Genomic DNA, 26629 nt, shown 5'->3' on the forward strand with positions numbered 1-26629 from the left:
CCTGTTCCCTCAAGCATGGGACTTGAGCAGGCCGCCGTCTCCCGCCATCCGGAACGCCGCCAGGAATGTTGCGGCGACGAGGACGGCGACCCCGTGCAGCGGCAGCATCGGCGCCAGCCAGCCCGCGACGGCGGTGCCGGCGACCGAGCCCAGATTCATGGCGGCCATGTAGACTTCGAACTGCGTGGCCGCGCCCGGTCGGCCCCGGCTCGCCTCGAGCAGGGCCGGCATCAGGGCGACGATCAGCAAGCCGGGCAGCACGCTGGTGAGCGCCAGGATCACCGGTCCCGCCGCCCCGATGAGGCCGGCGCCGATCAGGCTGCCGGCGAGCGCGAAGGTGACGGCGCTTCCCACGAGCAGCATGCGCAAGGGCGCTGCTGCCCCCGCCCGATCCGACCAGAGACCCACCGCGACGGCGCCGGCCGTGCCGCTCGCCAGGGTCAGGATCGCCTGAAGGCGCGACAGACCGGCGGCATCCCAGCCCTGACGCTGGAGCAGATCGATCGAGAAGGGCAGCTCGAACAGTCCGAGGGCGGCGTCCAGGCCGAAGCACAAAGCGAGCAGACGCAGGGCACGCGGCCGCTGGAGCGCGACGACGGTCCGGCGCAGGAAACGCCGGATCGGGACGCGGCGCGGTGCCGATCCGCGACGCTCAAGGGACAGGAACGCATCGGTCGGCGCCTCGCGGATCAGCAGCATCGGCAAGCTGGCGAGGATCGCGGCGACGAGCAGCCAGCGGCTGCTCGCGGCGAATCCCCAGGCAGCCAGCATCCAGCCGAAGAGCCCGGCGCTGAGGCTGGTTCCCGCCACGAAGCCCGCGCGCGTGCAGGCGCTGACCCGGCCGAGCTCGTGCGCCGGGACATGGTCCATGATCATCCGGTCGCAGGCGGTGTCGAGCAGCGACGCGAACACGCTGTGAACGAGGAAGACCAGTCCCAAGGCACCGATGGCGTTGCGTTCGACGACGAGGAGGAGCGCGAGACTCGCGAGGCATCCGACGAGCGCTGCGACCGCGAAGGGCCGACGCCGGCCCATCCGCGTGTCGCCGGCCCGGTCCACCCAGGGTCCCCAGAGCAGGGGCTGCAACGTCCAGGGCAGTCCCGCCAGGGCGAAGTGAACGCCGATCTCGGCCGACGAAACGCCCTGCGCCGCCAGATGGTTGGCGAGGGCGGTGAGCGAGAAGCCCGCGATGAGGCCCTGGTAGAGATAGGTGGCGAAGAACACCCCGTAGCGGACCCTTCGCCGGCGCAGGCTCGGCTTGTCCGAGGGGGCGCTGCCGAAACCCGCGGCAATCGGGGTCATTGCGCACGCCGCTCCTTGCGGGAGGCGGGCTTGTTTCCGATGCTGCTCATACCGCCTTCACCGGATGCCCGCCCGTGCCGTTTCGCCCTGCCGACGCTAGCGCCAGCTCTCCGCCCCCGCGAGGCGTCGCGTGAGCGCGGCTCGGGTCTGGATCGTCGATCTCGGGCTTTCTCCGGACCGGCTCCATCGCTGCGACGCCGTACTCGACGGCGCGGAGCGCCTGCGCGCGGACCGGTTCCTGCGGCCGGCGGATCGGGCGCGCTTCGTCGCCAGCCACGCGGCGCTCCGAACGGTGCTCGCCGACGTGCTCGGTCTCCCGCCGGCCGAAGTGGAGATCACGGCCGGCCCCGGCGGCAAGCCGGAGCTCGCGGGGGCGACGCGGGGCGCCTGGCAGTTCAACCTGTCGCATTCCGGAGCGCGGGCGGTGATCGGCATCGCGCGCGACATGCCCATCGGTGTCGATGTCGAGGCCGTCCGGCCGATCGTGGACGCGCTGCGGATCGCGCGGGCGCATTTCGCCGCCGACGAGGTGTCAGCCCTGTCCCGAGCATCCCGGAGCACGGTCGAGCGTGCCTTCTTCGGTCTGTGGACCCGCAAGGAAGCCGTGGTGAAGGCGCTCGGCAGCGGCCTGTCTCTGCCCCTCGACCGGTTCAGCGTCACCGTTCCGCCTGAGGCCCCGCGTCTCCTCCGGGCGGTCGGCGACGGATCCTGGACTCTGGACGGCCCGTGGAGTCTCGCGGATCTCGATTGCGGCGCGGACCATCTCGCCACGGTTGCGGTGCGCTCGGCCGCGGTGGCGATCACGAGCCACCGGCTCTCCGACGATTGGCCCGAACATCTCGGCTGAAAAGGCGCAACACCGCGCTTGCGGTGGGGGAAAGGCGCGGCTATACACCCGCTCGCCGGCCTTGGCGGAGACGCGGGACGGCCTTCGGAGTGTAGCGCAGTCTGGTAGCGCACCACGTTCGGGACGTGGGGGTCGCAGGTTCAAATCCTGCCACTCCGACCAATACTTAGCAGAGACCGGAATGGCTGCCCCGACAGCTATCCCGACAGAAGCCCTCTCTGCGGATGCCCTCAGAACTCTCCGCGGCCGACAGCTCGCCGCTCGCCGTGCTTGCCTGTTCTACCCGCAAGGGCTGCGGCACGAGGCTTATCCGTCGGCGATGCCGGTCCTGCTCAAGCTGGGGCTGGTGGTGTCACAACCCGCCCAGGGCCCGGGCCATAAAATCTCAGCATGGTTCATCACTGAGGCTGGGCGTGCGCACCCCGCGGAGATCGACGGCGCGCTGACAGGGCGCCGTAGGTTGTAGCGATACTGCCACAGACGCTTACCGTAGGTTGTGGTACCTCCGCTTTCGGAGGAAGCCATGACAAACGGCGCAGAAGCAATAATCAGCGCGGTCGCGGCTCTAAAAGAGCTGTTAAAGATAAATGGGCTTAGCGACAAATTCTATATAGAGTTCGATGACAATCTGTCCGGCCGCGCGCTGCATTCGTTCATCGTCAATGGCCTCGGCATAGCCAGCGATCCCAGCGTTTGGCCGCAGGGCGCCCCAGAGTACAAGTTCCTGTGCCGCGATCAGATTGATGTCCTGGGTGCGCGGATTCGATGGCCGATCCAAAGCACGCCGGGCGGGTAGCAGCAGAGGAACCCGGACGGAGCGCGTATCACTCCTGCCTATCGCACGGGACCTCAAACGGCGTCAGGGCGTCGCGCGCGTGCTGCCGCCAGATATGGCGCTGGACCCAGTTACAGGCCGCCGACGGCTTGATCGTCATGGCTCTTTTTGATCTCGGCCCGCACCGGGGTCGAGACCCGCCTCGTCGGGCTCAGGCCCGTGACGTGGAAACGGCGCCATGGGCACGCTCGCCACCAAGAGCGCGATCATCTCGGAATACGAGTTCAAGAGAATCGCGGGCGGCTCACCCGTGATTTGCTGCCACCGCGTAACGAAGACATTCGTCGGAAGATCGGCGACCGCTTCCGCCGCCGTCGCGAGGGGGTCTTTCTCAGGCGGCGCGGAGGAGACCATGCGCCTCCAACGGCCTCGATCAGGATTTGGCCTTCGCCTCCGTCCAGGATGGTGAATCGAAGGTTTTTCGATCTGAGACGGGTCTGGGTGCCGCGACGAAGCGGTCAGTCGCGGTGGAGACGGCGTGATGGCTCCGCGCATGCCCGTGTCCCTGGTCGAGCAAACCCACGGGGATGCGCCGTCGCCCGGTGTCGCCGGCTGCGACGCGGGCGGCGGAATGGCGTATGGAGCCCGCCGATGGACGCGCCGTCTCACCGCCCGATCGACCACCCTTCAGCATGGAGCGGCTTCGCCCGCACCTTCGTCGTGGCCGCCGCAATCATGGGCCTGGCGGCGATCGGCCTCGTGGCCGCAATCGACCCCTACGGATTGCGGGCCGCGCCCGGTCGTCCGCCGGGACCGATCATGGACACCAATCAGCGGCTCTCCTACCCGCAGATCGCCCGCGGCGGTCCGTTCGACGCGGCGGTCTTCGGGACCTCGACCGCACGTCTGCTCGACCCGGTCGCGCTGGACGCGGCCTTCGGCGTGCGGTTCGCCAATCTGGCTATGAATGCCGCCACGCCCGATGAGCAGACCCGCCTCGCCGGATTGTTCCTGGCACGCAGGCCGATCCGCGCGGTCCTGTTCGGCCTCGACGCCACGTGGTGCGCCGCCGATCCGCCGGCCCGAACCGCGAACGCCTTTCCGGACTGGCTCTACGCGGACGGAGCGCCGGGGGACGTGTTGCGGCAGATGAGCTTGCGCTCGGTCACGACGGCCGTCGGAGCCGGGTTCGCAGATCTCGGGCTGGCACGGGCGAGGATCCGCGGCGACGGCTATGCGGTGTTCACGCCATCGGAGGCGCGCTACGACCTTGACCGCGCGCGGGCGCATATCCGAGCGGGGGCCGTCGAGTCATCCGCCGCGGACGCACCGGGCGCCCCGATGCCGGCCCTCGCCCATCTCGACGATCTGCTCGGCCGCGTGCCGGGGGAGGCGCTGAAGATCGTGGCGTTCATGCCGGTCCATGCGGCGGCGCAGCGAGCGCCGGACTCGGCAGCGGGCCGGCGCGAGGCGGCTTGCAAGGCGCGCACCGCGATGATCGGGAAACGCCGCGGCGCCGTCGTGGTGGATTTCCGCCGGATCTCGCCGCTCACGACCGAGGACGCGAATTACTGGGACGCGCTCCATTACCGTTTGCCCGTGGCGGCGCGCCTCGTCTCGGATCTGAAGGCCGCCGTCGCGACGGGCCAAGACGATCCGGACGGAGTCTACCGCGTGCTGGCACATCCCTGAGATATGCGGTCAGGCGGCGGCGCGCTCGGACCGAGCCCAACCCGCGCGGGTGCTGGTGCAGTAATCCGCGTAGCGGCCGTCCCGGATCGCCGCGCGGGCGCCGGCCATCAGGTCCTGGTAATAGGCGAGGTTGTTCCAGGTCAGGAGCATCATCCCGAGGATCTCGTTCGACCGAACGAGGTGATGCAGATAGGCGCGGGAGTAATCCCGGGCCGCCGGACAGGTCGAAGCCTCGTCGAGCGGCGCGGTGTCCTCGGCGTGGCGGGCATTGCGCAGGTTGACCCGTCCGTGGCGCGTATAGGCAAGGCCGTGCCGGCCGGCGCGGGTCGGCATCACGCAGTCGAACATGTCGATGCCGCGGGCGACCGCGCCCAGGATGTCGTCCGGCGTACCGACGCCCATCAGGTACCGGGGCTTCGCCGCCGGCAGATGCGGCTCCACGGTCTCGATCATGGCGAACATGACCTCCTGGGGCTCGCCCACGGCGAGGCCGCCCACCGCGTAGCCCTTGAGATCGAGATCCGTCAGCGCGCGCGCGCTCTCGACGCGCAGGGCCGGCACGTCGCCGCCCTGGACGATGCCGAACATGGCCCGCCCGGGCTGCTCGCCGAACGCGACGCGGCAGCGCTCGGCCCAGCGCAGGGACAGATGCATGGCCTTCTCGATGGCCGCATGGTCGGCCGGCAGGCGCACGCATTCGTCGAGCTGCATCTGGATGTCCGAGCCGAGCAGACCCTGGATCTCGATGGAGCGCTCCGGGCTCATGTGGTGGGCGGTGCCGTCGATATGCGAGCGGAAGGTCACGCCCTGCTCGTCGATCTTCCGCAGGGCGGAGAGGGACATCACCTGGAAGCCGCCGGAATCCGTCAGGATCGGCCGATCCCAGTTCATGAAGCGGTGCAGGCCGCCGAGCCGGGCCATGCGCTCCGGGCCGGGCCGCAGCATCAGGTGATAGGTGTTGCCCAGCACCACGTCGGCGCCGAGGTCGCGGACCTGATCGGGATACATCGCCTTGACGGTCGCGGCGGTGCCCACCGGCATGAAGGCCGGTGTGCGGATCGTGCCGCGCGGCGTCGTGATGACGCCGGTTCGGGCGGTGTCGTCCTGCGCCAGCAGGTTGAATCCGAAGGGAACGCTGTCGGTCATGGGATGTCCGCGCGCGGGCCCGGGAAGAGCAGGCTGGCGTCGCCGTAGGAGTAGAACCGGTATCCCGCCTCGATCGCGTGCGCGTAGGCCGCACGCATCGTCTCCAGTCCGGAGAAGGCCGAGACCAGCATGAACAGCGTCGAGCGCGGCAAGTGGAAGTTGGTCACGAGCGCGTCGACCGCGCGGAACCGATAGCCCGGCGTGATGAAGATCTCGGTCGGCCCCGAGAAGGGCGCGAGCGTCCCGTCCGGGCCGGCGGCGCTCTCCAGAAGGCGCAGCGCCGTGGTGCCCACCGCGACAATCCGACCCCCCGCGGCCCGCGCCGCGTTCAGGGCGTCGGCCGTGGCTGCGTCGAGGATGCCGATCTCTGCATGCATGCGGTGTGCGTCGGTATCCTCGGCCTTGACCGGCAGGAAGGTCCCGGCGCCGACATGCAGCGTGACGTGGTGGCGCCGTAGACCGGCGGCATCGAGATCGGACAGCAGCGCCTCGGAGAAGTGCAGGCCCGCCGTCGGCGCCGCGACCGCTCCCGGATACCGGGCGTAGACCGTCTGGTAGTCGGTGGTGTCCCGGGTATCCGTGGCGCGCTTGCCCGCGATGTAGGGCGGCAGCGGCAGGGCGCCCTCGGCGGCGATGGCGGCGTCGAGCTCGGGCCCGGACCGGTCGAAGGCCAGGACGATCTCGCCGGCCTCGGCCTTCTCGATGACGTTGGCGCCCAGTGCGCCGAAGCGCAGTGCATCGCCCGGAGCGAGTCGTTTCGCCGGCCGGGCGAAGGCGCGCCAGCGATCCGGGGCTTCGCGCAGGTGAAGCAACACCTCCGTGCGCTGGCCCGGGGCGCCGGGACGCGTGCGGACACCGTTCAGCCGCGCGGGGATCACCTTCGTGTCGTTGAAGACCAGGGCATCGCCCGCCCTGAGGGCGCCGGGAAGGTCGCGCACGGTCCGGTCGGCCGGCGGCAGGCCGGGATGCACCACGAGCAATCGCCCGGCATCGCGCGGCTCGGCCGGGCGCAGGGCGATGCTGGTTTCCGGCAGGTCGAAATCGAAGAGGTCTACGCGCATCGCCGGCTGCCTGCACCGAACGGCACGCGGTTTCAACCGCGGAACCGCCGGGGAGTGCGCCCGTTTCCGCGTCACCGAGACGCGAGGTCCTCGATCCATGCCCTGGTACGCCGTTCGCCCCCGTGATGACGCCGACCCCCGCTGGCCGCTGCCCGGCACAGCCGAGATCGTGCTGAAGGCCGAGGATCCCGAAGCCGCCCGCGCGAAGTTCGAATCGGCCTATCCGAGCCAGCCTTTCGGCAGCCCCGGCGTCCCCGTTCCGGATACCGGTGCCGGCAGCTTCCGCGGCGATCCGGACGCGCTGGTCGTCGCCGAGACGGGCGAGCCGTCGGCGTCGCGGGATCGCCCCGCGTGACGACCCGCGTGCCCCCCCGCGCGCCCCGCCGGTCCATCACCCTGGACGGCCAGCTCCTCGGCTATTGGGAGCGTGAGGCCGCTCGGTTGGAGACCCTGGCCGCCGCGACGCGCTTCGCCTGGCAGCGTCGGCGCTATCTCCGCAAGGCCGAGGCCGCCCACGCCAAGGCGGAGCTGAGCCGACGGCGCGAAGTTGCCCGGGGCCGCGAGACCCCGTCGGAGACATAGCCGCGGCTAACACGTTTTCGACGGTCTCGAACCTTTGCCGTGGCCTTGGCCGCGGCGGGTGCCGTATGGGCGCGGCGTCACCCCAACGGCGCAATCCATGGACCGCACCCAGAAAGCCGCCCTCTTCAGCGCGGGCATCGGCCTCGCCGTCACGGCGCTGAAATTCTACGCCGCGTGGCTCACGGGCAGCCTCGCCCTGTACTCCGACGCGCTGGAGAGCATCATCAACGTGGTCGCGGCCGTGGGCGCCTTCGTGGCCCTGCGGGTCGCCGCGCGTCCGGCCGACGAGGACCATCCCTACGGACACCACAAGGCCGAGTTCTTTTCCGCGGTGATCGAGGGCGCGCTGATCGTGGTGGCTGCGCTGCTGATCCTGCGCGAATCCTATTCCGGGCTGCTCGCTCCGGAGCCCCTCGACGCGCCCCTGATCGGCCTCGCGATCAACTTCGGGGCCGGAATCATCAACGCCGCCTGGGCGGTGGCACTCATGCGGTGGGGCAAGCGCTGGCGTTCGCCGGCTCTGATCGCCGATGCGCGTCACGTCTTCGCCGACGTTGTCACGTCCTGCGGTGTCCTTGCCGGCGTCGGCGCCGTCATCCTGACCGGGTACCCGGTCCTCGACCCCGTCGTGGCCGGGCTCGTGGCGCTCAACATCCTCTGGTCCGGCTTCCGCATGGTCCGGGAATCGGTGGACGGCCTGATGGATCGGGCCGCCCCGGCCGAGATGGTGAGCCAGATCCGGTCGCTCATCTCGCAGCACGGTGAGGGCGCGCTGGAGGCGCACGACGTGCGCACACGCTCCGCCGGTCAGGCCACCTTCATCGATTTCCACCTCGTCGTCCCCGGGGCCATGACCGTCGAGGATTCCCACGCGATCTGCGACCGGCTGGAGTCCGCCTTGGAGACGACGATTCCCGGCGCCGTGGTGACCATCCATGTCGAGCCCGGCGAGGAGGCCAAGGCCCGGGGATTGCCCGTGCTGTAGGACCGTCAGCTCCAGGCGTGGAGCGGCGGGTTCACGCCGTTCAGGGCGTGGTTGCCCACGATCGCGTATTTCCAGCGGACCGGATCGTGCAGCGTGTGTGTGCGGGCGTTCCGCCAGTGCCGGTCGAGGTTCTCCGCCGCCAGGGTCGAGCGGGTGCCCGACAATTCGAAGAGCTTGTTTGACGCCGCCAAGGCCACCTCGGTGGTGAGCACCTTTGCCTCGGCCACGGCGATCTGTGCCGCGGCGACCGCCTCGGCATCCGGTCGCGCTACGGCCGTGTCGAGGACGAGCCCGGCCCGGTCGAGCAGCGCTTCGGCGGCGTGCTGCCGGATGGTCAGATCGCCGATCGCGTGGATCGTGTAGGGATCGTCCGAGGCCCGTTCCAGCCCGCTATCGATCCAGGGGCGGGCCTTGTCGCGAACGAAGCGAATCGTGTCGTCCAGGGCCTCGCGGCCGATCCCGGCATCGACGGCCGCCTGGATAATCTGGAACACCGCGCCGTCGGCGGTGGGCGCCTCGTAGCCCTTCCAGGCGGGGACGAGATGGGTCTTCGGTACCCGCACGTCCTCGATCAGCACGGTTCCGCTGGCCGTACCGCGCTGGCCGAAGCTCGACCAGTCGTCGATTACCGTCAGGCCGGGCGCGTCCCGCTCGGCGATGGCGTACCAAGCACGCCCGTCTCCATCGAGCGCCACGATCGGCACGAGATGCGCGAGAAGGGCGCCCGTGGCGTAGAATTTCTGGCCCCGCACGACGACGTGGTCGCCGTCATCGGTGAAGCGTGTGTCGAAATCGGCCGCCCGCTTGGTGCCGCGTTCCGAGAAGGCGTTGCCGAACCGCGTTCCGCGCAACACCTCCGAGAAGAGCAGGTGCTTCTGCGCCTCGTCCGACACGGTCCGGATGGCCGCCAGGATGCCGAGATGGTTCTGGGCGATCTGCGCGATCGATGGATCGGCAGCCGCAAGGATGGCGATCACCTGGGCCAGTGTCCGGTACGAGACCTCCGGGCCGCCATACGCCCGCGGCACGTTGATCGACCAGAGGCCGCTCTGAGAGAAGGCGTCGAGTTCCGCCAGCGGTCGTGCGGCGTGGCGGTCCCGCTCCGAGGCGCCGCCCCGGAACGCGGCAGCCAGCCGCTGGGCGACGGCCAGCGCCTCGGCATCGTCACGGATCACATGGGCGGGGGAGGGCGGTCGCGCAGGGCCGGGAGCTCCCTGACGGCGCTCCGGCGCGAGCGTGCGCGCATCGACGGCGATGTTCATGGCTCACTCCAGTCAGGCAGGATACGGATCGGCGTGCGACGCTCAGGCTGCCTCGGCATGCCGGTTCCGGGCGGCCTCGAGGGCGCGGACCCGGGGGATCACGTGCGCGCCGAAATACGCGACGTCTTCCTGGAAGTGCAGGAAGGCCAGCAGGGCGAGGTCCGCACCGGCATCCTTCAGCGCCAGGATCCGCTGGGCGATCTGGTCGGGCGTGCCGATCAGATTGGTCTTGAAGCCGTCGTTGTACTGAACGAGATCCTCGAAGCTCGACTTCGCCCAGTTGCCTTCGCCTTCGGGCGAGGCCTTGCCGGCATTCTTCACCTCGTGGCCGAAAGCCTTCACGGCCTCGGGGTCGGCATTGTCGATGATCTCCTGAAGGACGGCGCGGGCCTCCTCCTCCGTGTCGCGGGCGATCACGAAGGCGTTCACGCCGATCCGGGGAGGGTTGCCGGTCTTGGCGGACTTGGCGCGGATGTCGTCCACCTGGGCGCGGATCGTCTCCGGCGTGCCGCCATTGGTGAAGTACCAGTCGGAGACGCGGGCCGCCATGTCGCGCGCCGCCCGCGACGAACCGCCCTGGAAGATCTCAGGCAGCGGTTGGGCGGGCTTCGGCTTCAACGTGTAGTCGCTGTAGCGATAGAAATCGCCGCGGAAGGTGAAGTTGTCCTGCGTCCAGATCCCGCGCAGGCTCCGGATGAATTCCTCGGACCGGCGGTAACGCTCGTCATGATCGAGCCAGGGCTCGCCGATGGCCCGGAACTCTCCCGAGAACCAGCCCGACACGATGTTCACCGCGATGCGCCCCTCGGTGAGCTGCGAGATCGTGGCGATCTGCTTGGCGGCGAGGGTCGGATGCCACGGTCCGGGCAGAAGGGCGGCGATGACCTTGAGCTTGGTCGTCGCGGCAAGCAGAGCGTGGCTGAAGGCCACCGATTCGTGCTGGTACTCAGCCCCGTAGCCGGCGGTGAACCGGATCTGCGTCAGCCCGTACTCGAACCCCGCCGCCTCGGCGATCTGGGCCAGCTTTCGATTGTACTCCGCATCCCAGCTCGTCCGCTGCGGGATCTTGCTGATCACGAGCCCACCGGAAACGTTGGGCACCCAGTAGGCGAACCGGATCGGCTCGCGCCGCGGGTCATCGGCGAAATGGCTTGTCATTCGGCGCTACCTCAGTTGCACGGCGGCCACGCGCCGTATCGTCTATGGAAGATCGCCGCGAACTGAATACACTATGCACTGCGCGGCCGATCGATCTAGAACACAGAAAGTATTCTGGAGCGACGGCGCGCGGTCAAAGGAACGGGTTGCTGTTTTTCAGCCGGACCCGGCGAGACTTTTCCTCGTCGGGAGCCAAAGAGTTCGATTTTGTCCTAGGCCGCCCGGGGCTCGGCCGAATCGTGCAGGCGGCGCCACGCAAAGACCGAGAAGACGCCGATCAGACAGGCGGCGAGGCCGAACCACGTGAACGCGTATTGCAGATGGTTGTTGGGGAGGTCGACGCGCAGCTGACCGCCCCGCGGCCAGGTCGTCTGTCCCGGGACGGCATCGGCCTCGATCAGGTAGGGCGCCACCGTGCGGAGGCCGCGGGCCGCGGCGATGCCGGCGATATCCCGATTGAACCACTCGCCACGGGCCGGGTCGGGCTCCGGCACGAACATCCCCCGGGCCTCGCTGGAACGGAGGATTCCAGTGACCGTCGTCGGCCCCTCGATCAGGCCATCCCGGCGATCACCCTGCGCCTTCAGTTCCGTGGGCACGAAGCCCCGGTTGATCAACACGATGCTGTCGTCGTCGCGGCGCAGGGGCGTGAGAACGTAGAAGCCTTGCAGGGCGCGTCCCGGCGTCTCGCCGGCTGCCAGGCCGTGGACGAGGGTCTCCCGGTCGTTGAGGAAGCGCCCGGAGACCCGGACATGCCGAAACTCGTCACGCTCCGGAGTCCAGGCCTCCGGCGCCGGGGGCGCCACGGGCTCGGCCCGGCTTTGCCGAACGATCCGCGCGATCAGGTCTTCCTTCCAGGCCTTGCGTTCGAGCTGCCATGTCCCGAGGCCGAGCAGGATGGCCAGAGCGATCAAGGACGCCATTCCCGGCGCGACGAGATCGCGCCAGGCGGCCCGCTTCGTTTCGGCAGCGGTCACGGCTCGAAGCGCCCTTCCTCGGCCCGATTGCTGAACTGAAGGGCGACCAGAAGGCCCTTGAGCGGTCGAACCAGGATCAGGCTGAGACCGACGGAGAGTGTCAGTGCCACCGTGGCGTGAACCCAGATCGGCGGCTCGTAGGTGATCTCCAGCCACAGGGCGAGGCCCACGACGATGAGGCCGACGATCGACATCACGAAGAAGGCCGGCCCATCCGCCGAGTCGAAATGCGTGTAGTCGAGGCCGCAGGCCTCGCAGGAGGGACGCAGGGTGAGAAACCCCTTGAACAGATGTCCCTCGCCGCAACGCGGGCACCGGCCGCGCAGGCCGGTGGGGATCGGGGGCGGCGGCGAATAGGTTCGGTTGTCCACGGGCATACTCCAGAACAGCTCCGCGCGGACCCCGGTCGTCCCGCGCCCGGGCCGTCCTATCCGATATGGGGATCACGAAGCGTCGGAAATGCAAAAGGGCGGCCTGAGCCGCCCTTCGCAGGTCCGCCATGCATCGGCGGGATGCTTCGCTCTCAGTGAGCGCCGCCGCCGTGGAAGACGCCCGAGCCCCACACGTAGATGGCGGCGAACAGGAACAGCCATACGACGTCGACGAAGTGCCAGTACCATGCGGCGAACTCGAAGCCGAGATGCTGGCGCGGGGTGAACTGGCCCGCATAGACGCGGAACAGGCAGACCGCGAGGAAGATCGTGCCGATGATGACGTGGGCGCCATGGAAGCCCGTCGCCATGAAGAATGTCGATGCGTAGATGCTTCCCGAGAAGCCGAATTCGGCGTGGCTGTACTCGTAGGCCTGGCAGGCGGTGAACAGAACGCCGAGGATGATCGTCAGCCACAGGCCGTATTTCAGGCCCTTGCGGTCGCCCTCGATCAGCGCGTGGTGGGCCCAGGTCACCGTGGTGCCGGAGGTCAGCAGGATCAGCGTGTTGAGGAGCGGCAGATGCCAGGGATCGAAGGCCTCGATACCCTTCGGCGGCCAGACGCCGCCGGTAAACTCCACACGCGAGACCTGGATGGGATCGGCGGTGTAGAGCGCGGCCTCGAAGTAGGCCCAGAACCACGCGACGAAGAACATCACCTCGGAGGCGATGAACATCATCATCCCGTAGCGGTGGTGCAGCTGGACGACGCGGGTGTGATCGCCGGAATTGGCCTCGTGGGCGACGTCCCGCCACCACGAGAACATCGTGTAGAGGACGCCGATCGTGCCGGCCCCGAAGATGTAGGGGCCTGGGCTCAGGGTGCCGATCTGGAGGCTCTTCATCCAGAACACGGCGCCGAACGCCATCAGGAAGCCTGAAAAAGCCCCGATCAACGGCCACGGGCTCGGACTCAGGATGTGATAGTCGTGATTCTTGGCGTGCGCCTCGGCCATCGTCCCGTCGCTCCTCACCCTCGTGCCCCGCGCCGTTCCCGGCATCCGGCCTTACGCTGTTCGTTGCTTGCTCTTGGCCGGGCGCGGCCGACACCACACCCAAGCTTGCCCGAACGTTTAGTCGGTGCAGCCCCGTCTTGTCACGGGTCCGCGATCAGAAATCGCCCTTCGTCTCCGAAGAACCGGACTTCGCCACCGTCGCCTTGACCGGCTGGCCGTTCTTGGAGGCGAAGTACGTGTAGGACAGCGTCATCTCCGAGAGATGCGCTGTGTTCGAATCGTCCCGGACGGCCGGATCGACATAGAACACCACGGGCACGTCCAGTGTCTCGCCGGGCTGAAGCGTCTGCTCGTTGAAGCAGAAACAGGCGATCTTGACGAAATAGCCGCCCATCAGGCCGGGCTGGACGTTGAAGGTGGCCACACCCGCCGACGGTGCGCTGCCGACGTTCTGCACCCGGAAGAAGACGGTCTTCGTCTCGCCGAGCTTCGCTTCGACGCGGCTCACTTCCGGGACGAACTTCCAGGACAGCCCCGGCGCGACGTTGGTGTCGAAATGCACGACCATGCTGTCGTCGGTGCGTGCCGCGGAGGCGGCGAGCGCCGGCCCCTGGCGGGGCGTTCCGTCGTAGCCGGTCGCCTTGCAGAACGCGTTGTAGAGAGGGACCGACGCGAAGGCGAGGCCGACCATGCCGACGGCGAGACCGGCGCAGGCGATGGCGGTACGCTTGGCGCCGCGACCCGGTCCGGAAGGGGCAGCTGTCATCGCGAACTCCTCAGAGCGGCCGGCTCAGGATCTGCGGTCCGAGCTTGACGATCGTCAGCACGAAGAACAGCAAAACCCAGGCGCCGAGGGCCAGCGCGATGGCCACGGAGCGCTTGCGGCGGCGCGCCTCCTCCTCGGGAGTGAGTGGCCGGTACTGGATCTCGGGATCCGCCATGGCGCTCAGCCCAGGACCGGGCGGAACAGGCCGAAGCTCTGCTCGGCCAGGAGCGCCGAGAACAGCGCGAACAGGTAGAGGATCGAGAAGCCGAACATGCCCATGGCGGCACGCTTCTCGGCATCGCCCTCGCGGTTCCGGAGAACCCGGATGCTGAAGGCAACCATACCGAGGCCGCCCACGAGGCCGACCACCGCGTAGACGAGGCCGCCGAAGCCGAGCGCGACCGGCACGAGGCCGAGGGGCGCGAGGAGCAGCGAGTACCACACGATCTGGCGGCGGGTGGAGGCCGGTCCGGCGACGTTCGGCATCATCGGGATGCCGGCGCGGGCGTACTCGTCGGCCTTGATCAGGGCGAGCGCCCAGAAGTGGGGCGGGGTCCAGATGAAGATGATGGCGAACAGGATCAGGGACTCGATGCCCACCGAGCCGGTCACCACCGCCTGACCGATGACCGGCGGCAGGGCGCCCGCGGCACCGCCGATGACGATGTTCTGCGCCGTCGCCCGCTTCAGCCACATGGAATAGACCACCGCGTAGAACACGATGGTGAAGGCCAGGAGCGCCGCGGCCAGCCAGTTGGCGGTGAGGCCCAGCACCAGGACGGACGCGACCGAGAGGAACAGGCCGAAGCCGAGGGCCTCCTCCGACGTGATCTTGCCCGCAGGGATCGGCCGCGTCGCCGTGCGGCTCATCACGGCGTCGATATCCGCGTCCCACCACATGTTGAGGCAGCCGGAGGCACCGGCGCCGACCGCGATGGCGAGCAGCGAGATCGCGCCGATCGCCGGCTGCACGTGCCCGTGGGAGACCACCATGCCGACCAGGGCGGTGAAGATGACGAGGACCATCACCCGCGGCTTCAGCAGGGCGAAATAGTCCGGAACGTCGCCGCCGGCGCTCGTGAGGGCCGGGGCGGGGACCTCCGGTCCGATCGTGTTCGTCAGGCTCGTCATCGCGTCTGCCGCTGCTGTGTCGGCGCCCGGCCGCGCGCGTCACGGCCGAGTCGGTTCTCGAATTCGACGTGTTCCAAGAGTCGGCGTGAGCGGGGCCCAGGACGTCGTCCTCGGCCCGTGCGGATCGCCCTCAACGCTCGCCCTTGCCGGGAGGTCGGCCGACCGGCCTCCGGGGAAGGGCGAGGGCCGCAGATGCGGCCCTCGCGAGATCTCTATCAGTGCGCGCCCGGCTCGTCGACGATGCGGGGCAGCGTCTCGAACTGGTGGAAGGGCGGCGGGGAGGAGAGCGTCCACTCGAGGGTGGTGGCGCCTTCGCCCCACGGGTTGTCCGCGGCCCGCTCCTTGGAGCGGAAGGCCAGGACCACGCCGATCACGAACACGAACATGCCGAGGCCGAAGATGTGGCCGCCGTAGGTCGACACCTTGTGCCACTGGGCGAAGGCATCCGGATAGTCGGCGTAGCGACGCGGCATGCCGGCGAGGCCGAGGAAGTGCATCGGGAAGAACAGGACGTTCGCGCCGATGAAGGCCAGCCAGAAGTGCAGCTTGCCGGCCCACTCGGGGATGATGTGGCCGGTCATCTTCGGGAACCAGTAGTAGACACCGGCGAAGATGATGAACACGGCACCCAGGGACAGCACGTAGTGGAAGTGCGCGACCACGTAGTAGGTGTCGTGCAGGTACTTATCGACCGCCGAGTTGGCGAGCACGACGCCGGTGACGCCGCCGACGGTGAAGAGGAAGATGAAGCCCACCGCCCAGTGCATCGCGGCGGTGAAGCGGATGGAGCCGCCCCACATGGTTGCGATCCACGAGAAGATCTTCACGCCGGTCGGGACCGCGATCACCATGGTGGCGAACACGAAGTAGGACTGCGTCTGCAGCGACAGGCCGACCGTGTACATGTGGTGCGCCCACACGACGAAGCCGACCACGCCGATCGCCACCATGGCGTAGGCCATCGCGAGGTAGCCGAAGACGGGCTTGCGCGAGAACGTGGCGATGATGTGCGAGACGATGCCGAAGGCCGGCAGGATCATGATGTACACTTCGGGGTGACCGAAGAACCAGAACAGGTGCTGGTACAGGATCGGGTCACCGCCGCCGGCCGGGTCGAAGAAGGTCGTGCCGAAGTTGCGGTCAGTGAGCAGCATCGTGATGGCGCCCGCCAGAACCGGCAGCGAGAGCAGCAGCAGGAAGGCGGTCACCAGCTCGGCCCAGGCGAAGAGCGGCATCTTGTGCAGCGTCATGCCCGGGGCACGCATGTTCAGGATCGTGGTGATGAAGTTGATCGCGCCGAGGATCGAGCCGGCGCCGGAGAGGTGCAGGGCGAAGATCGCGAAGTCCACGGCCGGGCCGGGATGGCCGGCGGTCGAGAGTGGCGGGTAGACGGTCCAGCCGGTGCCGGCGCCGGACGCGCCGGGCGCGCCCTCGACGAACAGCGAGCACAGCAGGGAGCAGAAGCCCGCCACCGTGAGCCAGAACGAGATGTTGTTCATGCGCGGGAACGCCATGTCGGGCGCGCCGATCATGAGGGGCACGAACCAGTTGCCGAAGCCACCGATCAGCGCCGGCATCACCATGAAGAACACCATGATGAGGCCGTGTCCCGTGACGAACACGTTGTAGGTCGCGGGATTCGAGAAATACTGCAGGCCGGGCGCCTCCATCTCCATCCGGATGCCGAAGGAGAGGAACGCGCCGATCATGCCGGCGCAGAAGGCGAACAGCAGGTAGAGGGTGCCGATGTCCTTGTGGTTCGTCGACAGGAACCAGCGGGCGAAGAACGATGGCTTGTGGTCGTGGACCTCGTGGGCCCCGGCATGGGCTGCGGCTGTAGCCATGGATTCGAATGCCTTGTGAATCTGATGGGTTCGGTTCGGTCAGCCGGGGCTCAGCGGGCCTCGGCGAAGCTCGTGCCGTTGTCGATGCGGGCGTACTTGGTCTTCGCCTCCTTCAGCCATTCGGCATAGGCCTGCTCGCTGACCACGCGGACCACGATCGGCATGTAGGCATGGCGCTGGCCGCACAGCTCCGAGCACTGACCGTGGAAGGTGCCTTCCTTGTCGGCCTTGAACCACATCTGGTTCAGGCGGCCGGGAACGGCGTCGATCTTGAAGCCGAAGGCCGGCATGGCCCAGGAATGCAGCACGTCGGCAGCGGTGACCTGGATCTTCACGATCTTGTTGACCGGAACGACCATCTCGTTGTCGGTCTGGAGCAGGCGCGGCTGCTTGTCCTCGTCGATGTTGGCGTCGAAGGTGAAGCCGCCGCCGGCCTCGGTCTGCGGGTACTCGTAGGACCAGTACCACGCGTGGCCGATGACCTTGACGATCATGTCGGCCTTCGGATCCGAGAGCTGCGTGCGCAGCAGGCGGAAGGACGGGATTGCGACGGCGACCAGGATCAGCACCGGCACGATCGTCCAGGCGATCTCGATGGCGGTGTTGTGCGTGGTGCGCGACGGCGTCGGGTTCCGCTTCTCGCTGAAGCGGTAGATGCACCAGAGGATCAGCCCCAGGACGAAGACGGAAATCCCGAGGGACAGCCAGTGCAGGCCGATTTCGAAGTTCAGGATGTCGCGCGCGTTGTCGGTGACCGGAATCTGCCGGTCCATCTCCCACGGCACGGGCTGACCGAAGCCCGCAGCCTGCGCGCCTGATATCGGGAAGAGCAGGGCGCCGAGAGCGGCGAGGCTCCAGAGTGACCGGTTGATCGTCCGCACCGTCCGCATCTGCCTCTCGTGGCTCCCTTGAACTATCTGGCTGCCGCCGAACCGTCCCGTCTTGACTGCGTGCGGGATTGTACCGACGTGACGGAGTACCGGTTGTGTCACCCGGCATTATCCGACCGGGGCTTCAGACCACAAGGGCCGGCGAGGTGCAACCGCACAAGCGTCGCATCGCGCGCTTTCCAGCCAGTTGGCGGTGTCTCGTGGCGTCGGCGCACTAGGGAACGGCGAAATCATTCACGGTCGCATGGCGCGGGGGATGAGCCATCGCCGGCCGTTCGTATCACCCCATCGGAGTTCGAGATGTCGACGGAAACCGGAAGTCGAACGTCCGGTCTGCCGCCCTGCGCGGTGCCGGTGTCCATGCAGGTGATGGCCTATGACGGCTCGGCGCCGAAGCCGGACATGCGGGCGCTCGCAGCGGAGGCGCCGGTCAACCTCGTCTACGGCAGCGTGCCGCACGCGGTGATGATGGCGACGCCCGCCGATCTGGAGGATTTCGCCTACGGGTTCAGCCTCACGGAAGGGATCGTGGACAGCGTTGACGAGATCCGCGCGACCCGGGTCGAGATGGCCGAGGACGGCCTGCGCCTTCACGTCGATCTGGCGCCCGGTCGGCTTCGCGAGCACTTGGCGCGCAAGCGCGCCATCAGCGGCCGGACCGGTTGCGGCGTCTGTGGCATCGAGGATCTAGCGCAACTGCCGCGGGCCGGGGGGCGGGCCGCGTCCGAAGTCCGGATCGCTCTACCGGCCATTGCCCGAGCGCTCTCCGAGCTGGATCGGGCGCAGGTGCTCGGCGCGGAGACGCGCGCCGTTCACGCGGCGGCCTGGGCTCGCCGCGACGGCAGCCTCGCGGCGGTCCGTGAGGATGTCGGCCGCCACAACGCCCTCGACAAGCTGATCGGCGCCCTGATGCGGGCGGGCACGCCCGCGGACGAGGGCTTTCTCGTCATCACCAGCCGCTGCTCGTTCGAGATGGTTGAAAAGGCCGCACGGCTCGGCGCGGCTGTGATCGTCGCCATCTCGGCACCCACGTCGCTGGCCCTCGAACGTGCCCGATCCTATGGCCTGACGCTCTGCGCCATCGCGCGAGCCGATACCGTCACGGTCTTCACGGGCGCAGAGAGGCTGACCGCCGGCGGCTGAGCACCGGCGGGTGACGCCGAGGCCGGAGCCTGCGCGCCTATTCGGACGGGCCCGGGACGATGGTGGCGCCGCCGATCACCCGCACCGGCTTCTTGTCCGACGGCGGGTCCTTCCAGTCCTTCACGGCCGGCTTGGCCGCGTCCGCGACGGGGGCTCCGGCCGGCTTCGAGGGTGCTGCAGCAGGCGTCGTCGGGGCCGGCGAGGGGGATTTCTCGATCGATGCCGCCTTGGTCTCGGGCGCCGAGGGCGGATTCGGATCGCTCTTGGCCGTGTCGGCGGGAGCGATCTTGGGGGCCGGCGCCTCGGGTGAGGTGCGGTGGGGCGTCTTCAGCTCCGGCGTGCGCGCGGGCGTCGCCCGTGCGACCTTTCTGGACGGAGCGCTGCGGACGACGCCGTCGGGGTTGAGCCCGTCGGGATTGACGTCCGGTCGGAAGGCTTCGCCACCCGGTCGGCGCTGCGGTCGCGCCATCGGGTCCTCGGCGGGCGGGGCCGGGCGGATCGCGCGACGGGGGAGGGCCTCGTCCTCGGTCCAGCCGAATCCGGGTGTGGGCCGCTCAAGCCGCGCGTAGGTTTCCGGCGCGCCCGTCCGCTGGCGGCCCACGATCGCCCCTGTCATCGGATCGACGAAGAGCCGCACCGGCACGCCGGCGGGGCCGACGGCCTCGACGACGTAGACCCGCCCGTCGAAGCGCGGGCGGCTCAGGCCGCTGAAGCCGCGGTCTGCGAGGCGCCAAGCCACGACGCGCGGGGGGAGGACCTCATCCTCGAAAGCGAATTGCGCGTGGGCGCCGCTGGATGCACCCAGGCAGGTCGCGGCCGATAGGACGACCGCGCCCAGCGTCAGGATCGTCGGTCGTCGGAGGCGTGCAACTCTGCTCTTCATCGTCACTCTTGTGCGTTCTCGGTTTGGAGACCCGGCAGAGTGTCCGGTTCCGGCATGGTCCGGGCCGGTGGACCCGGACCTCGACCATGCCGGCGAGGTCGTTGCCCCGCATGCCGCTTGTGCTCGGCCTGCCCGGTAGAACCCGCGATTCGGGCGAGATTGCGGAGGCCGGGAGCCGGGTCCGCCCCCTCATCCAGAGCGGCGACGCCGCAGCCGCCAGCAGTCTCTTGCTGAAAACATTTCAATCTGGCAGTTTTGCGACTTAGGACAGCACAACTGTCCCATCGGCCGTGCACCCCGGCCGTCGCCGTCTCGCGCGCGGGCGAGTTCTTCGGCTGACGGATACGGGCGCGCCAGCGCACCGCTCCCTGAGCGGTCTGGGTCCTCGATGAACGCAAGCCGACGGACGTGTCCACCCGGACCGGCCGGATGGCCTGCGGCAAGAGGCCGAAGCGCCGGGCGCCGACGGCTTGCGGGCATGAAACATGCTCGCGGGTTCTTGGCTGCGGACGGGTTCGAGGGAAGGACGAGACGAAGCATGTCACAACGCAGGGCTGCCGAAGAGTTTGCTGCGTCCACGGCCCAGGCTGCCGCCCCGCGCGGCGGCGCGACGCCGCTCATCGTGCGCGATCCCGCCCTTCCGAAAGCCGAGGGTTCCTACGATCCCGCGAACGAGCGCGATGCCTGCGGCGTCGGCTTCATCGCCGACATGCACGACCGCCGGACCCACGCGATCGTCGCGCAGGGTCTGAAGATCCTGGAGAACCTCGACCATCGCGGTGCGGTGGGCGCCGATCCCAAGATGGGCGACGGCTGCGGCATCCTCACGCAGATTCCGCACGGCTTCTTCGCCGATGAATGCTCGCGGCTCGGATTCGAGCTGCCGCCGGCGGGTTCGTACGCGATCGGCCAGTTCTTCATGCCGAAGGCGGACGAGCCGCGGGCGATCATTCAGGAGATCGTCGAATCGGCGCTCGCCGCCGAGGGCCTGCCGCTGCTCGGCTGGCGCGACGTGCCGGTCGATCCGGAGGATCTCGGAGAGGCCGTGAAGGCGACCGAGCCGCATCACCGTCAGGTCTTCATCGGCCGGCCGGCCTCGGTCTCCGACCAGGACGCGTTCGAGCGCCGGGTCTATGTCGCCCGCAAGGTGATCTCCAACAAGGTCTACGCCCTCGAAGACCCGCGGGTGAAGGAGTTCTACCCGGTCTCCGTGTCGTCCCGGACCATCGTCTACAAGGGCATGGTGCTGGTCACGCAGCTCGGCGGCTACTTCCTCGACCTGAAGGACAAGCGCTTCGTCTCGGCGATCGCCCTCGTCCACCAGCGTTTCGCCACCAATACGTTCCCGACCTGGCGGCTGTCGCACCCGTACCGGATGGTCGCCCATAACGGCGAGATCAACACGCTGCGGGGCAACGTCAACTGGATGGCCGCCCGTCAGGCGAGCGTCGATTCCGACCTGTTCGGCAACGACATCTCGAAGCTGTGGCCGATCTCGTACGAAGGGCAGTCGGATACCGCCTGCTTCGACAACGCCCTCGAGTTCCTCGTGCAGGGCGGATACCCGCTCGCCCACGCGATGATGATGCTCATCCCGGAGGCCTGGGCCGGCAATCCGCTGATGACCGAGGAGCGGCGCGCTTTCTACGAGTATCATGCCGCGCTGATGGAGCCGTGGGACGGCCCCGCCGCCGTGGCCTTCACGGACGGCCGCCAGATCGGCGCGACCCTCGACCGGAACGGTCTGCGCCCGGCCCGCTACATCGTCACCGATGACGGCCTCGTGGTGCTCGCCTCCGAGATGGGCACCCTGCCGATCCCGGACGAGAAGATCGTGCAATCCTGGCGCCTCCAGCCGGGCCGCATGCTGCTGATCGACCTGCAGAAGGGGCGCATCGTCTCGGACGAGGAGATCAAGGGCGAGCTCGCCGCCGCGCACCCCTATGCCGATTGGGTCAAGAACACCCAGATCGTCCTGGAGGATCTGCGCCCGGTGCAGCCGCGCGAGTCGCGCGGCGACGTCAGCCTGCTCGATCGCCAGCAGGCCTTCGGCTACACCCAGGAAGACCTCAAGCTGCTGATGCAGCCCATGGCCGTCACCGGCCAGGAGGCGGTCGGCTCGATGGGCACGGATACGCCGCTGTCGGCGCTCTCCGAGAAGTCGAAGCTGCTCTATACCTACTTCAAGCAGAACTTCGCGCAGGTCACGAACCCGCCGATCGACCCGATCCGCGAGGAGGCCGTGATGAGCCTCGTGTCGTTCATCGGGCCGCGGCCGAACCTGCTCGACATGGAAGGCGCCTCCCGGCGCAAGCGCCTGGAGGTCCGCCAGCCGATCCTGACGAACGGTGACCTGGAGAAGATCCGCTCGATCGGCCATTTCGAGGACCGGTTCGACACCAAGACGCTCGACATGACCTACCCGGCCGAGTCGGGCGCGCAGGCCATGGACGGGGCGCTGGACCGCCTCTGCGACCGGGCCGAGGCTGCGGTGCGCGGCGGCTACAACATCATCGTTCTCACCGACCGGGCGGTCGGGCCGGACCGGATCCCGATTCCGGCGCTTCTCGCCACGGCCTCCGTCCACAATTACCTGATCCGCAAGGGGCTGCGGACCTCGGTCGGCCTTGTGGTCGAATCGGGCGAGCCGCGCGAAGTGCATCACTTCGCCTGCCTGGCGGGCTACGGCGCCGAGGCGATCAACCCGTATCTCGCCTTCGAGACGCTGCTTGAGATGAAGGATGAGTTCCCCCCGGATCTCACCGACGACGAGATCATCTACCGCTACATCAAGGCGATCGATAAGGGCCTGCTGAAGGTGATGTCCAAGATGGGCATCTCGACCTACCAGTCCTATTGCGGCGCCCAGATCTTCGACGCGGTCGGCCTGAACTCGACCTTCGTGGGCCGCGACTTCTTCGGCACGGCGACGACCATCGAGGGCGTCGGCATGGCCGAGATCGCCGAGGAGACGGTGCGCCGTCACCGCGACGCCTTCGGGGACGCGCCGGTCTACCGGAACGCCCTCGATGTCGGCGGCGAGTACGCCTACCGCCTGCGCGGCGAGACCCACACCTGGACGCCGGACACGGTGGCCACGCTGCAGCACGCGGTGCGCCTCAACGTGCCCGAGCGCTACCGGGAATATGCCGATCTCGTGAACCGCCAGGAGCACCAGCTCAAGACGCTGCGCGGCCTGTTCCGGATCAAGTCGGCGCCGGAGATCGGCCGTCAGCCGGTCCCGCTGGAGTCGGTCGAGCCGGCCTCCGAGATCGTCAAGCGCTTCGCCACCGGCGCCATGTCGTACGGCTCCATCTCCAAGGAGGCGCACGAGACGCTCGCCATCGCGCTGAACTCCTTCGGCGGCCGCTCGAACTCCGGCGAGGGCGGCGAGGAGGTCGAGCGGTTCAAGCCGCTGCCGGACGGGCGCTCGCGCCGGTCCTCGATCAAGCAGGTTGCGTCCGGCCGTTTCGGCGTCACGACGGAATACCTCGTCAATTCCGACATGATGCAGATCAAGGTCGCGCAGGGTGCCAAGCCCGGCGAGGGCGGCCAGCTGCCCGGCCACAAGGTCGACGCCAAGATCGCCAAGGTCCGCTACGCCACGCCGGGCGTCGGCCTGATCTCGCCGCCACCCCACCACGACATCTACTCGATCGAGGATCTGGCCCAACTGATCTTCGACCTGAAGAACGTGAATCCGTCGGCGGACGTGTCGGTGAAGCTCGTTTCCGAGGTCGGTGTCGGCACGGTCGCGGCCGGCGTCGCCAAGGCGCGGGCCGACCACATCACGATCTCGGGCTTCGACGGCGGCACCGGTGCCGCGCCGCTGACCTCGCTCAAGCATGCGGGCGGGCCGTGGGAGACCGGGCTGGCCGAGACCCAGCAGACGCTGGTGCTCAATGGCCTGCGCGGGCGCGTCGCCCTCCAGGCCGACGGCGGTATCCGCACCGGGCGCGACGTGATCATCGCGGCCCTGCTCGGCGCCGACCAGATGGGCTTCTCGACGGCGCCGCTGATCGCCGCCGGCTGCATCATGATGCGCAAGTGCCATCTGAACACCTGTCCAGTGGGCGTTGCCACGCAGGATCCGGTGCTGCGCAAGCGCTTCAAGGGCACGCCCGAGCACGTGGTGAACTACTTCTTCTTCGTGGCCGAGGAGGTGCGCGAGATCCTGGCGTCGCTGGGCTTCACCAAGCTGGAGGAAGCGGTCGGACGCTCGGACCTGCTCGACAAGGTCGACGCCATCGCCCACTGGAAGGCGCGCGGGCTCGACTTCACCAAGCTGTTCCATCGGCCGAAGGTGGCCGAGGGCACGGCGATCCGCCACGTGGAGGTGCAGCATCACCCGATCGACACGGTCCTCGACCGTCGCCTGATCGCGGGTGCCCAGCGCGCCATCGAGACCGGCGAGCCCGTGGTCCTGACCGACACGATCCGGAATTCGGATCGGGCGACCGGAGCGATGCTGTCCGGCATGGTCGCCAAGGCGCATGGGCACGAGGGCCTGCCCGACGACACCATCGTGGTGAAGCTCGCCGGCACCGCCGGCCAGAGCTTCGGCGCCTGGGTGGCGGCCGGCGTGACCCTCGAGCTGACGGGCCACGGCAACGACTATGTCGGCAAGGGCCTGTCGGGCGGCAAGCTGATCATCCGGCCGAGCGACGCGCTGAAGTCGCCGCAGGATCGGACCATCATGGTCGGCAACACCGTACTGTACGGGGCGATCGCGGGCGAGTGCTACATCCGCGGCTCTGCCGGCGAGCGCTTCGCCGTGCGGAACTCGGGCGCCATCACGGTGGTCGAGGGCATGGGCGACCATGGCTGCGAGTACATGACCGGCGGCGTGGTCGTGTCGATCGGCGAGACCGGGCGCAACTTCGCGGCCGGCATGTCGGGCGGCATCGCCTACGTGCTCGACGAGGACGGCTCGTTCTCGGCGCGCTGCAACCTGTCGATGGTCGATCTGGAGCCGGTCGAGGAGGAGGACGACCTGATGCGTCGCTTCCACCAGGACGGCGATCTGGAGACCAAGGGGCGGGTCGACATCCTGGCCGACATGTCCGGGCACGACGAGGAGCGGCTGACGCAGCTCATCACCAACCATCTCAAGTACACGGGCAGCCCCCGCGCCAAGGCGATCCTCGACGATTGGAGCGGCTACCGCACCAAGTTCGTGAAGGTCATGCCGGTGGAGTACCGCCGGGCGCTGCGCGAGATGGAGATGGCGCGGATGCCGGTGGCCGCGGAATAGGCGGACACCCGAACCGGGCGGTTCGCCGCCCGGTCACGCACGCATGAAGTGAGACGACGCGGGCAGCGCAGTCACGGACTGGCCGGCCCAGGGGCTGACCAATGGGCAAGATCACAGGTTTCCTCGAGTTCGACCGGCAGGAGCAGAAGTACCAGCTCGCCGCCGACCGGGTCCGGCATTTCCGCGAATTCACGCTGCCGCTCGACGAGCACGACCTGACCAAACAGGCGGCCCGCTGCATGGATTGCGGCATCCCGTTCTGTCACGGCCCGACGGGCTGCCCGGTCCACAACCAGATCCCGGACTGGAACGACCTCGTCTTCCAGTCGGATTGGGAGGAGGCTGCGCGCAACCTCCATTCCACCAACAACTTCCCCGAGTTCACCGGCCGCATCTGCCCCGCGCCGTGCGAGGAAGCCTGCACGCTGAATCTCGAGAACCAGCCCGTCGCCATCAAGACGATCGAGCAGGCGATCGCCGACCGGGCCTGGAACATGGGCTGGGTCAAGCCCGAGCCCGCGGAGACCCGCACCGGCAAGCGCGTCGCCATCGTCGGCTCCGGTCCCGCGGGCATGGCGGCGGCGCAGCAGCTCGCCCGTGTCGGTCACGACGTCCATGTCTTCGAGCGCGAGCCGAAGGCCGGCGGCCTGCTGCGCTACGGCATCCCCGACTTCAAGATGGAGAAGCGGCACATCGACCGGCGCGTGCGCCAGATGGAGGCCGAGGGCGTCGTCTTCCACTACAACCAGAACATCGGCGTGACGAAGTCGGTGGACGAGCTCAAGGCCGAGTTCGACGCCGTGATGTTCTGCGGCGGCGCCGAGGATCCCCGCAACCCGCAGCTCCCGGGACAGGAGCTGGAGGGCGTTCACTACGCGATGCCCTACCTCGTCCAGTCGAACCGCCGGGTCAGCAGCGAGCCGATGCGCGGCAACGGCGAGCTGCCGATCCTGGCGGGCGGCAAGAACGTGGTCGTCATCGGCGGCGGCGACACCGCCTCCGATTGCGTCGGTACGGCGTTCCGCCAGGGTGCCCTGTCGGTGACGCAGCTCGACATCCGCCCCCGTCCCCCCGAGCGGGAGGACAAGCTGACCGTCTGGCCGTACTGGCCGACGAAGATGCGGACCTCGTCCAGCCAGGCTGAGGGGGCGGAGCGCGAGTTCCAGGCCGCGACGCTCCGGCTCCAGGGTAACAAGAAGGGCCAGCTCACCGGTGTGGTCTGCGCCCGGGTCGACGCCAAGCGTCAGCCGATTCCCGGCACCGAGTTCGTCCTGCCCGCCGACCTCGTCTTCATGGCGATCGGCTTCGCCGGCTCGGTCCAGAAGGGCCTCCTGGAGCAATCCGGAATCGGCGTGAGCAAGCGCGGCAACGTCGAGGCCAACGAGGACGACTACCAGACCTCGGATGCGAAGATCTGGGCGGCGGGCGACATGCGCCGCGGCCAGTCCCTGGTGGTCTGGGCTATTCGCGAGGGACGTCAGGCGGCGCGCGCCATCGACGAGACCCTGATGGGCACGAGCGTCCTGCCGCGCTGAGGCCGACCG

The 26629-nt window shown here is 68.6% G+C and carries 24 protein-coding genes and 1 tRNA gene; 10 read left to right on the plus strand and 15 right to left on the minus strand.

What is annotated here, in order from left to right:
* Nucleotides 1–9: 9 nt before the first annotated feature.
* Nucleotides 10–1302, minus strand: coding sequence for an MFS transporter (locus MCBMB27_RS24450; RefSeq protein WP_075381474.1), 1293 nt, complete (start codon nt 1300–1302; stop codon nt 10–12).
* A gap of 130 nt (nt 1303–1432) precedes the next feature.
* On the opposite strand from MCBMB27_RS24450, the gene MCBMB27_RS24455 reads away from it, so the two are divergent.
* The 3 genes from MCBMB27_RS24455 (at nt 1433) to MCBMB27_RS29780 (ending at nt 2945) form a co-directional block, all read left to right on the plus strand.
* Complete coding sequence (locus MCBMB27_RS24455; protein WP_043380454.1) at nt 1433–2149, plus strand: 4'-phosphopantetheinyl transferase family protein; 717 nt, start codon at nt 1433–1435, stop codon at nt 2147–2149.
* A gap of 85 nt (nt 2150–2234) precedes the next feature.
* Nucleotides 2235–2311 (plus strand) — tRNA-Pro (locus MCBMB27_RS24460).
* A 361-nt stretch (nt 2312–2672) separates the two neighbouring features.
* The gene (locus tag MCBMB27_RS29780) at nt 2673–2945 is read left to right on the plus strand and encodes a hypothetical protein (protein WP_139231581.1); all 273 of its coding nucleotides are present in this window, start codon (nt 2673–2675) and stop codon (nt 2943–2945) included.
* Between the two features lie 135 nt (nt 2946–3080).
* Here MCBMB27_RS29780 and MCBMB27_RS24465 read toward each other — a convergent pair whose 3' ends face one another.
* Nucleotides 3081–3338, minus strand: a complete 258-nt coding sequence (locus MCBMB27_RS24465) for a hypothetical protein (RefSeq protein ID WP_075381475.1) — start codon at nt 3336–3338, stop codon at nt 3081–3083.
* A 237-nt stretch (nt 3339–3575) separates the two neighbouring features.
* On the opposite strand from MCBMB27_RS24465, the gene MCBMB27_RS24470 reads away from it, so the two are divergent.
* Nucleotides 3576–4616, plus strand: coding sequence for a hypothetical protein (locus tag MCBMB27_RS24470; RefSeq protein ID WP_075381476.1), 1041 nt, complete (start codon nt 3576–3578; stop codon nt 4614–4616).
* A gap of 9 nt (nt 4617–4625) precedes the next feature.
* On the opposite strand, the gene tgt is transcribed toward MCBMB27_RS24470, so the two are convergent.
* Both tgt and queA read right to left on the minus strand, forming a co-directional pair.
* Complete coding sequence (gene tgt / locus MCBMB27_RS24475) at nt 4626–5762, minus strand: tRNA guanosine(34) transglycosylase Tgt (RefSeq protein WP_075381477.1); 1137 nt, start codon at nt 5760–5762, stop codon at nt 4626–4628.
* Nucleotides 5759–6823, minus strand: a complete 1065-nt coding sequence (gene queA / locus MCBMB27_RS24480) for a tRNA preQ1(34) S-adenosylmethionine ribosyltransferase-isomerase QueA (RefSeq protein WP_075381478.1) — start codon at nt 6821–6823, stop codon at nt 5759–5761. The genes tgt and queA overlap by 4 nt, the downstream gene beginning before the upstream one ends.
* 97 nt (nt 6824–6920) lie before the next feature.
* Here queA and MCBMB27_RS24485 point away from each other — a divergent pair, with 97 nt between their 5' ends.
* From MCBMB27_RS24485 to MCBMB27_RS24495, 3 genes are all read left to right on the plus strand, one after another.
* Nucleotides 6921–7178 carry a hypothetical protein gene (locus MCBMB27_RS24485; RefSeq protein ID WP_043754863.1) on the plus strand — a complete coding sequence of 86 codons (258 nt, stop codon included), beginning with the start codon at nt 6921–6923 and terminating at the stop codon, nt 7176–7178.
* On the plus strand, nt 7175–7405 hold the full coding sequence (locus MCBMB27_RS24490; protein WP_167380423.1) for a hypothetical protein: 231 nt from the start codon (nt 7175–7177) through the stop codon (nt 7403–7405). The genes MCBMB27_RS24485 and MCBMB27_RS24490 overlap by 4 nt, the downstream gene beginning before the upstream one ends.
* Before the next feature lie 97 nt (nt 7406–7502).
* Nucleotides 7503–8390 (plus strand): cation diffusion facilitator family transporter, encoded by an 888-nt coding sequence (locus MCBMB27_RS24495; protein WP_043348505.1) that lies wholly within the window; start codon nt 7503–7505, stop codon nt 8388–8390.
* 5 nt (nt 8391–8395) lie between these two features.
* Here the strand turns inward: MCBMB27_RS24495 and MCBMB27_RS24500 are convergent, their stop codons facing one another.
* The 10 genes from MCBMB27_RS24500 to coxB all read right to left on the minus strand — a co-directional run bounded on the left by MCBMB27_RS24500 (nt 8396) and on the right by coxB (nt 17805).
* Entirely contained in the window at nt 8396–9652 is a 1257-nt protein-coding gene (locus tag MCBMB27_RS24500) for an SfnB family sulfur acquisition oxidoreductase (RefSeq protein WP_075381479.1), read from the minus strand.
* 42 nt (nt 9653–9694) lie between these two features.
* Nucleotides 9695–10810 (minus strand): dimethylsulfone monooxygenase SfnG, encoded by a 1116-nt coding sequence (gene sfnG, locus MCBMB27_RS24505; RefSeq protein ID WP_075381480.1) that lies wholly within the window; start codon nt 10808–10810, stop codon nt 9695–9697.
* A 212-nt stretch (nt 10811–11022) separates the two neighbouring features.
* Nucleotides 11023–11733 carry an SURF1 family protein gene (locus MCBMB27_RS24510; protein WP_075382093.1) on the minus strand — a complete coding sequence of 237 codons (711 nt, stop codon included), beginning with the start codon at nt 11731–11733 and terminating at the stop codon, nt 11023–11025.
* Nucleotides 11734–11783: 50 nt separating this feature from the next.
* Nucleotides 11784–12164, minus strand: a complete 381-nt coding sequence (locus MCBMB27_RS24515) for a DUF983 domain-containing protein (RefSeq protein WP_075381481.1) — start codon at nt 12162–12164, stop codon at nt 11784–11786.
* A gap of 146 nt (nt 12165–12310) precedes the next feature.
* The gene (locus MCBMB27_RS24520) at nt 12311–13174 is read right to left on the minus strand and encodes a cytochrome c oxidase subunit 3 (protein WP_043348496.1); all 864 of its coding nucleotides are present in this window, start codon (nt 13172–13174) and stop codon (nt 12311–12313) included.
* A gap of 154 nt (nt 13175–13328) precedes the next feature.
* Nucleotides 13329–13940 (minus strand): cytochrome c oxidase assembly protein, encoded by a 612-nt coding sequence (locus MCBMB27_RS24525; RefSeq protein WP_043348494.1) that lies wholly within the window; start codon nt 13938–13940, stop codon nt 13329–13331.
* A gap of 10 nt (nt 13941–13950) precedes the next feature.
* Nucleotides 13951–14115 carry a hypothetical protein gene (locus tag MCBMB27_RS30305; protein ID WP_043348492.1) on the minus strand — a complete coding sequence of 55 codons (165 nt, stop codon included), beginning with the start codon at nt 14113–14115 and terminating at the stop codon, nt 13951–13953.
* A 5-nt stretch (nt 14116–14120) separates the two neighbouring features.
* The gene (locus MCBMB27_RS24530) at nt 14121–15071 is read right to left on the minus strand and encodes a heme o synthase (RefSeq protein WP_043380432.1); all 951 of its coding nucleotides are present in this window, start codon (nt 15069–15071) and stop codon (nt 14121–14123) included.
* Nucleotides 15072–15286: 215 nt separating this feature from the next.
* The gene (gene ctaD / locus MCBMB27_RS24535) at nt 15287–16915 is read right to left on the minus strand and encodes a cytochrome c oxidase subunit I (RefSeq protein ID WP_043348481.1); all 1629 of its coding nucleotides are present in this window, start codon (nt 16913–16915) and stop codon (nt 15287–15289) included.
* A 50-nt stretch (nt 16916–16965) separates the two neighbouring features.
* Entirely contained in the window at nt 16966–17805 is an 840-nt protein-coding gene (gene coxB, locus MCBMB27_RS24540) for a cytochrome c oxidase subunit II (protein ID WP_043348479.1), read from the minus strand.
* A gap of 300 nt (nt 17806–18105) precedes the next feature.
* Here coxB and fdhD point away from each other — a divergent pair, with 300 nt between their 5' ends.
* Nucleotides 18106–18948 carry a formate dehydrogenase accessory sulfurtransferase FdhD gene (gene fdhD / locus MCBMB27_RS24545; protein WP_043380430.1) on the plus strand — a complete coding sequence of 281 codons (843 nt, stop codon included), beginning with the start codon at nt 18106–18108 and terminating at the stop codon, nt 18946–18948.
* A 37-nt stretch (nt 18949–18985) separates the two neighbouring features.
* On the opposite strand, the gene MCBMB27_RS24550 is transcribed toward fdhD, so the two are convergent.
* Nucleotides 18986–19831 carry a hypothetical protein gene (locus MCBMB27_RS24550; RefSeq protein ID WP_075381482.1) on the minus strand — a complete coding sequence of 282 codons (846 nt, stop codon included), beginning with the start codon at nt 19829–19831 and terminating at the stop codon, nt 18986–18988.
* Between the two features lie 538 nt (nt 19832–20369).
* On the opposite strand from MCBMB27_RS24550, the gene gltB reads away from it, so the two are divergent.
* Entirely contained in the window at nt 20370–25085 is a 4716-nt protein-coding gene (gltB, locus tag MCBMB27_RS24555; protein ID WP_043380425.1) for a glutamate synthase large subunit, read from the plus strand.
* A 101-nt stretch (nt 25086–25186) separates the two neighbouring features.
* Nucleotides 25187–26620: a glutamate synthase subunit beta gene (locus tag MCBMB27_RS24560; protein ID WP_075381483.1), complete on the plus strand. Its 1434-nt coding sequence runs from the start codon at nt 25187–25189 to the stop codon at nt 26618–26620.
* Nucleotides 26621–26629 lie beyond the last annotated feature (9 nt).

This window comes from Methylobacterium phyllosphaerae, from assembly GCF_001936175.1.
Taxonomy (GTDB): Bacteria; Pseudomonadota; Alphaproteobacteria; order Rhizobiales; family Beijerinckiaceae; genus Methylobacterium; species Methylobacterium fujisawaense.

Coding starts and splice junctions, on each gene's coding strand:
- MCBMB27_RS24450 (WP_075381474.1), bottom strand. CDS start 1,302: ATGACCCCGATTGCCGCGGGTTTCGGCAGCGCCCCCTCGGACAAGCCG.
- MCBMB27_RS29780 (WP_139231581.1), top strand. CDS start 2,673: ATGACAAACGGCGCAGAAGCAATAATCAGCGCGGTCGCGGCTCTAAAA.
- MCBMB27_RS24465 (WP_075381475.1), bottom strand. CDS start 3,338: ATGGTCTCCTCCGCGCCGCCTGAGAAAGACCCCCTCGCGACGGCGGCG.
- MCBMB27_RS24470 (WP_075381476.1), top strand. CDS start 3,576: ATGGACGCGCCGTCTCACCGCCCGATCGACCACCCTTCAGCATGGAGC.
- tgt (WP_075381477.1), bottom strand. CDS start 5,762: ATGACCGACAGCGTTCCCTTCGGATTCAACCTGCTGGCGCAGGACGAC.
- queA (WP_075381478.1), bottom strand. CDS start 6,823: ATGCGCGTAGACCTCTTCGATTTCGACCTGCCGGAAACCAGCATCGCC.
- MCBMB27_RS24485 (WP_043754863.1), top strand. CDS start 6,921: ATGCCCTGGTACGCCGTTCGCCCCCGTGATGACGCCGACCCCCGCTGG.
- MCBMB27_RS24495 (WP_043348505.1), top strand. CDS start 7,503: ATGGACCGCACCCAGAAAGCCGCCCTCTTCAGCGCGGGCATCGGCCTC.
- MCBMB27_RS24500 (WP_075381479.1), bottom strand. CDS start 9,652: ATGAACATCGCCGTCGATGCGCGCACGCTCGCGCCGGAGCGCCGTCAG.
- sfnG (WP_075381480.1), bottom strand. CDS start 10,810: ATGACAAGCCATTTCGCCGATGACCCGCGGCGCGAGCCGATCCGGTTC.
- MCBMB27_RS24510 (WP_075382093.1), bottom strand. CDS start 11,733: ATGGCGTCCTTGATCGCTCTGGCCATCCTGCTCGGCCTCGGGACATGG.
- MCBMB27_RS24515 (WP_075381481.1), bottom strand. CDS start 12,164: ATGCCCGTGGACAACCGAACCTATTCGCCGCCGCCCCCGATCCCCACC.
- MCBMB27_RS24520 (WP_043348496.1), bottom strand. CDS start 13,174: ATGGCCGAGGCGCACGCCAAGAATCACGACTATCACATCCTGAGTCCG.
- MCBMB27_RS24525 (WP_043348494.1), bottom strand. CDS start 13,940: ATGACAGCTGCCCCTTCCGGACCGGGTCGCGGCGCCAAGCGTACCGCC.
- MCBMB27_RS30305 (WP_043348492.1), bottom strand. CDS start 14,115: ATGGCGGATCCCGAGATCCAGTACCGGCCACTCACTCCCGAGGAGGAG.
- MCBMB27_RS24530 (WP_043380432.1), bottom strand. CDS start 15,071: ATGACGAGCCTGACGAACACGATCGGACCGGAGGTCCCCGCCCCGGCC.
- ctaD (WP_043348481.1), bottom strand. CDS start 16,915: ATGGCTACAGCCGCAGCCCATGCCGGGGCCCACGAGGTCCACGACCAC.
- coxB (WP_043348479.1), bottom strand. CDS start 17,805: ATGCGGACGGTGCGGACGATCAACCGGTCACTCTGGAGCCTCGCCGCT.
- fdhD (WP_043380430.1), top strand. CDS start 18,106: ATGTCGACGGAAACCGGAAGTCGAACGTCCGGTCTGCCGCCCTGCGCG.
- MCBMB27_RS24550 (WP_075381482.1), bottom strand. CDS start 19,831: ATGAAGAGCAGAGTTGCACGCCTCCGACGACCGACGATCCTGACGCTG.
- gltB (WP_043380425.1), top strand. CDS start 20,370: ATGTCACAACGCAGGGCTGCCGAAGAGTTTGCTGCGTCCACGGCCCAG.
- MCBMB27_RS24560 (WP_075381483.1), top strand. CDS start 25,187: ATGGGCAAGATCACAGGTTTCCTCGAGTTCGACCGGCAGGAGCAGAAG.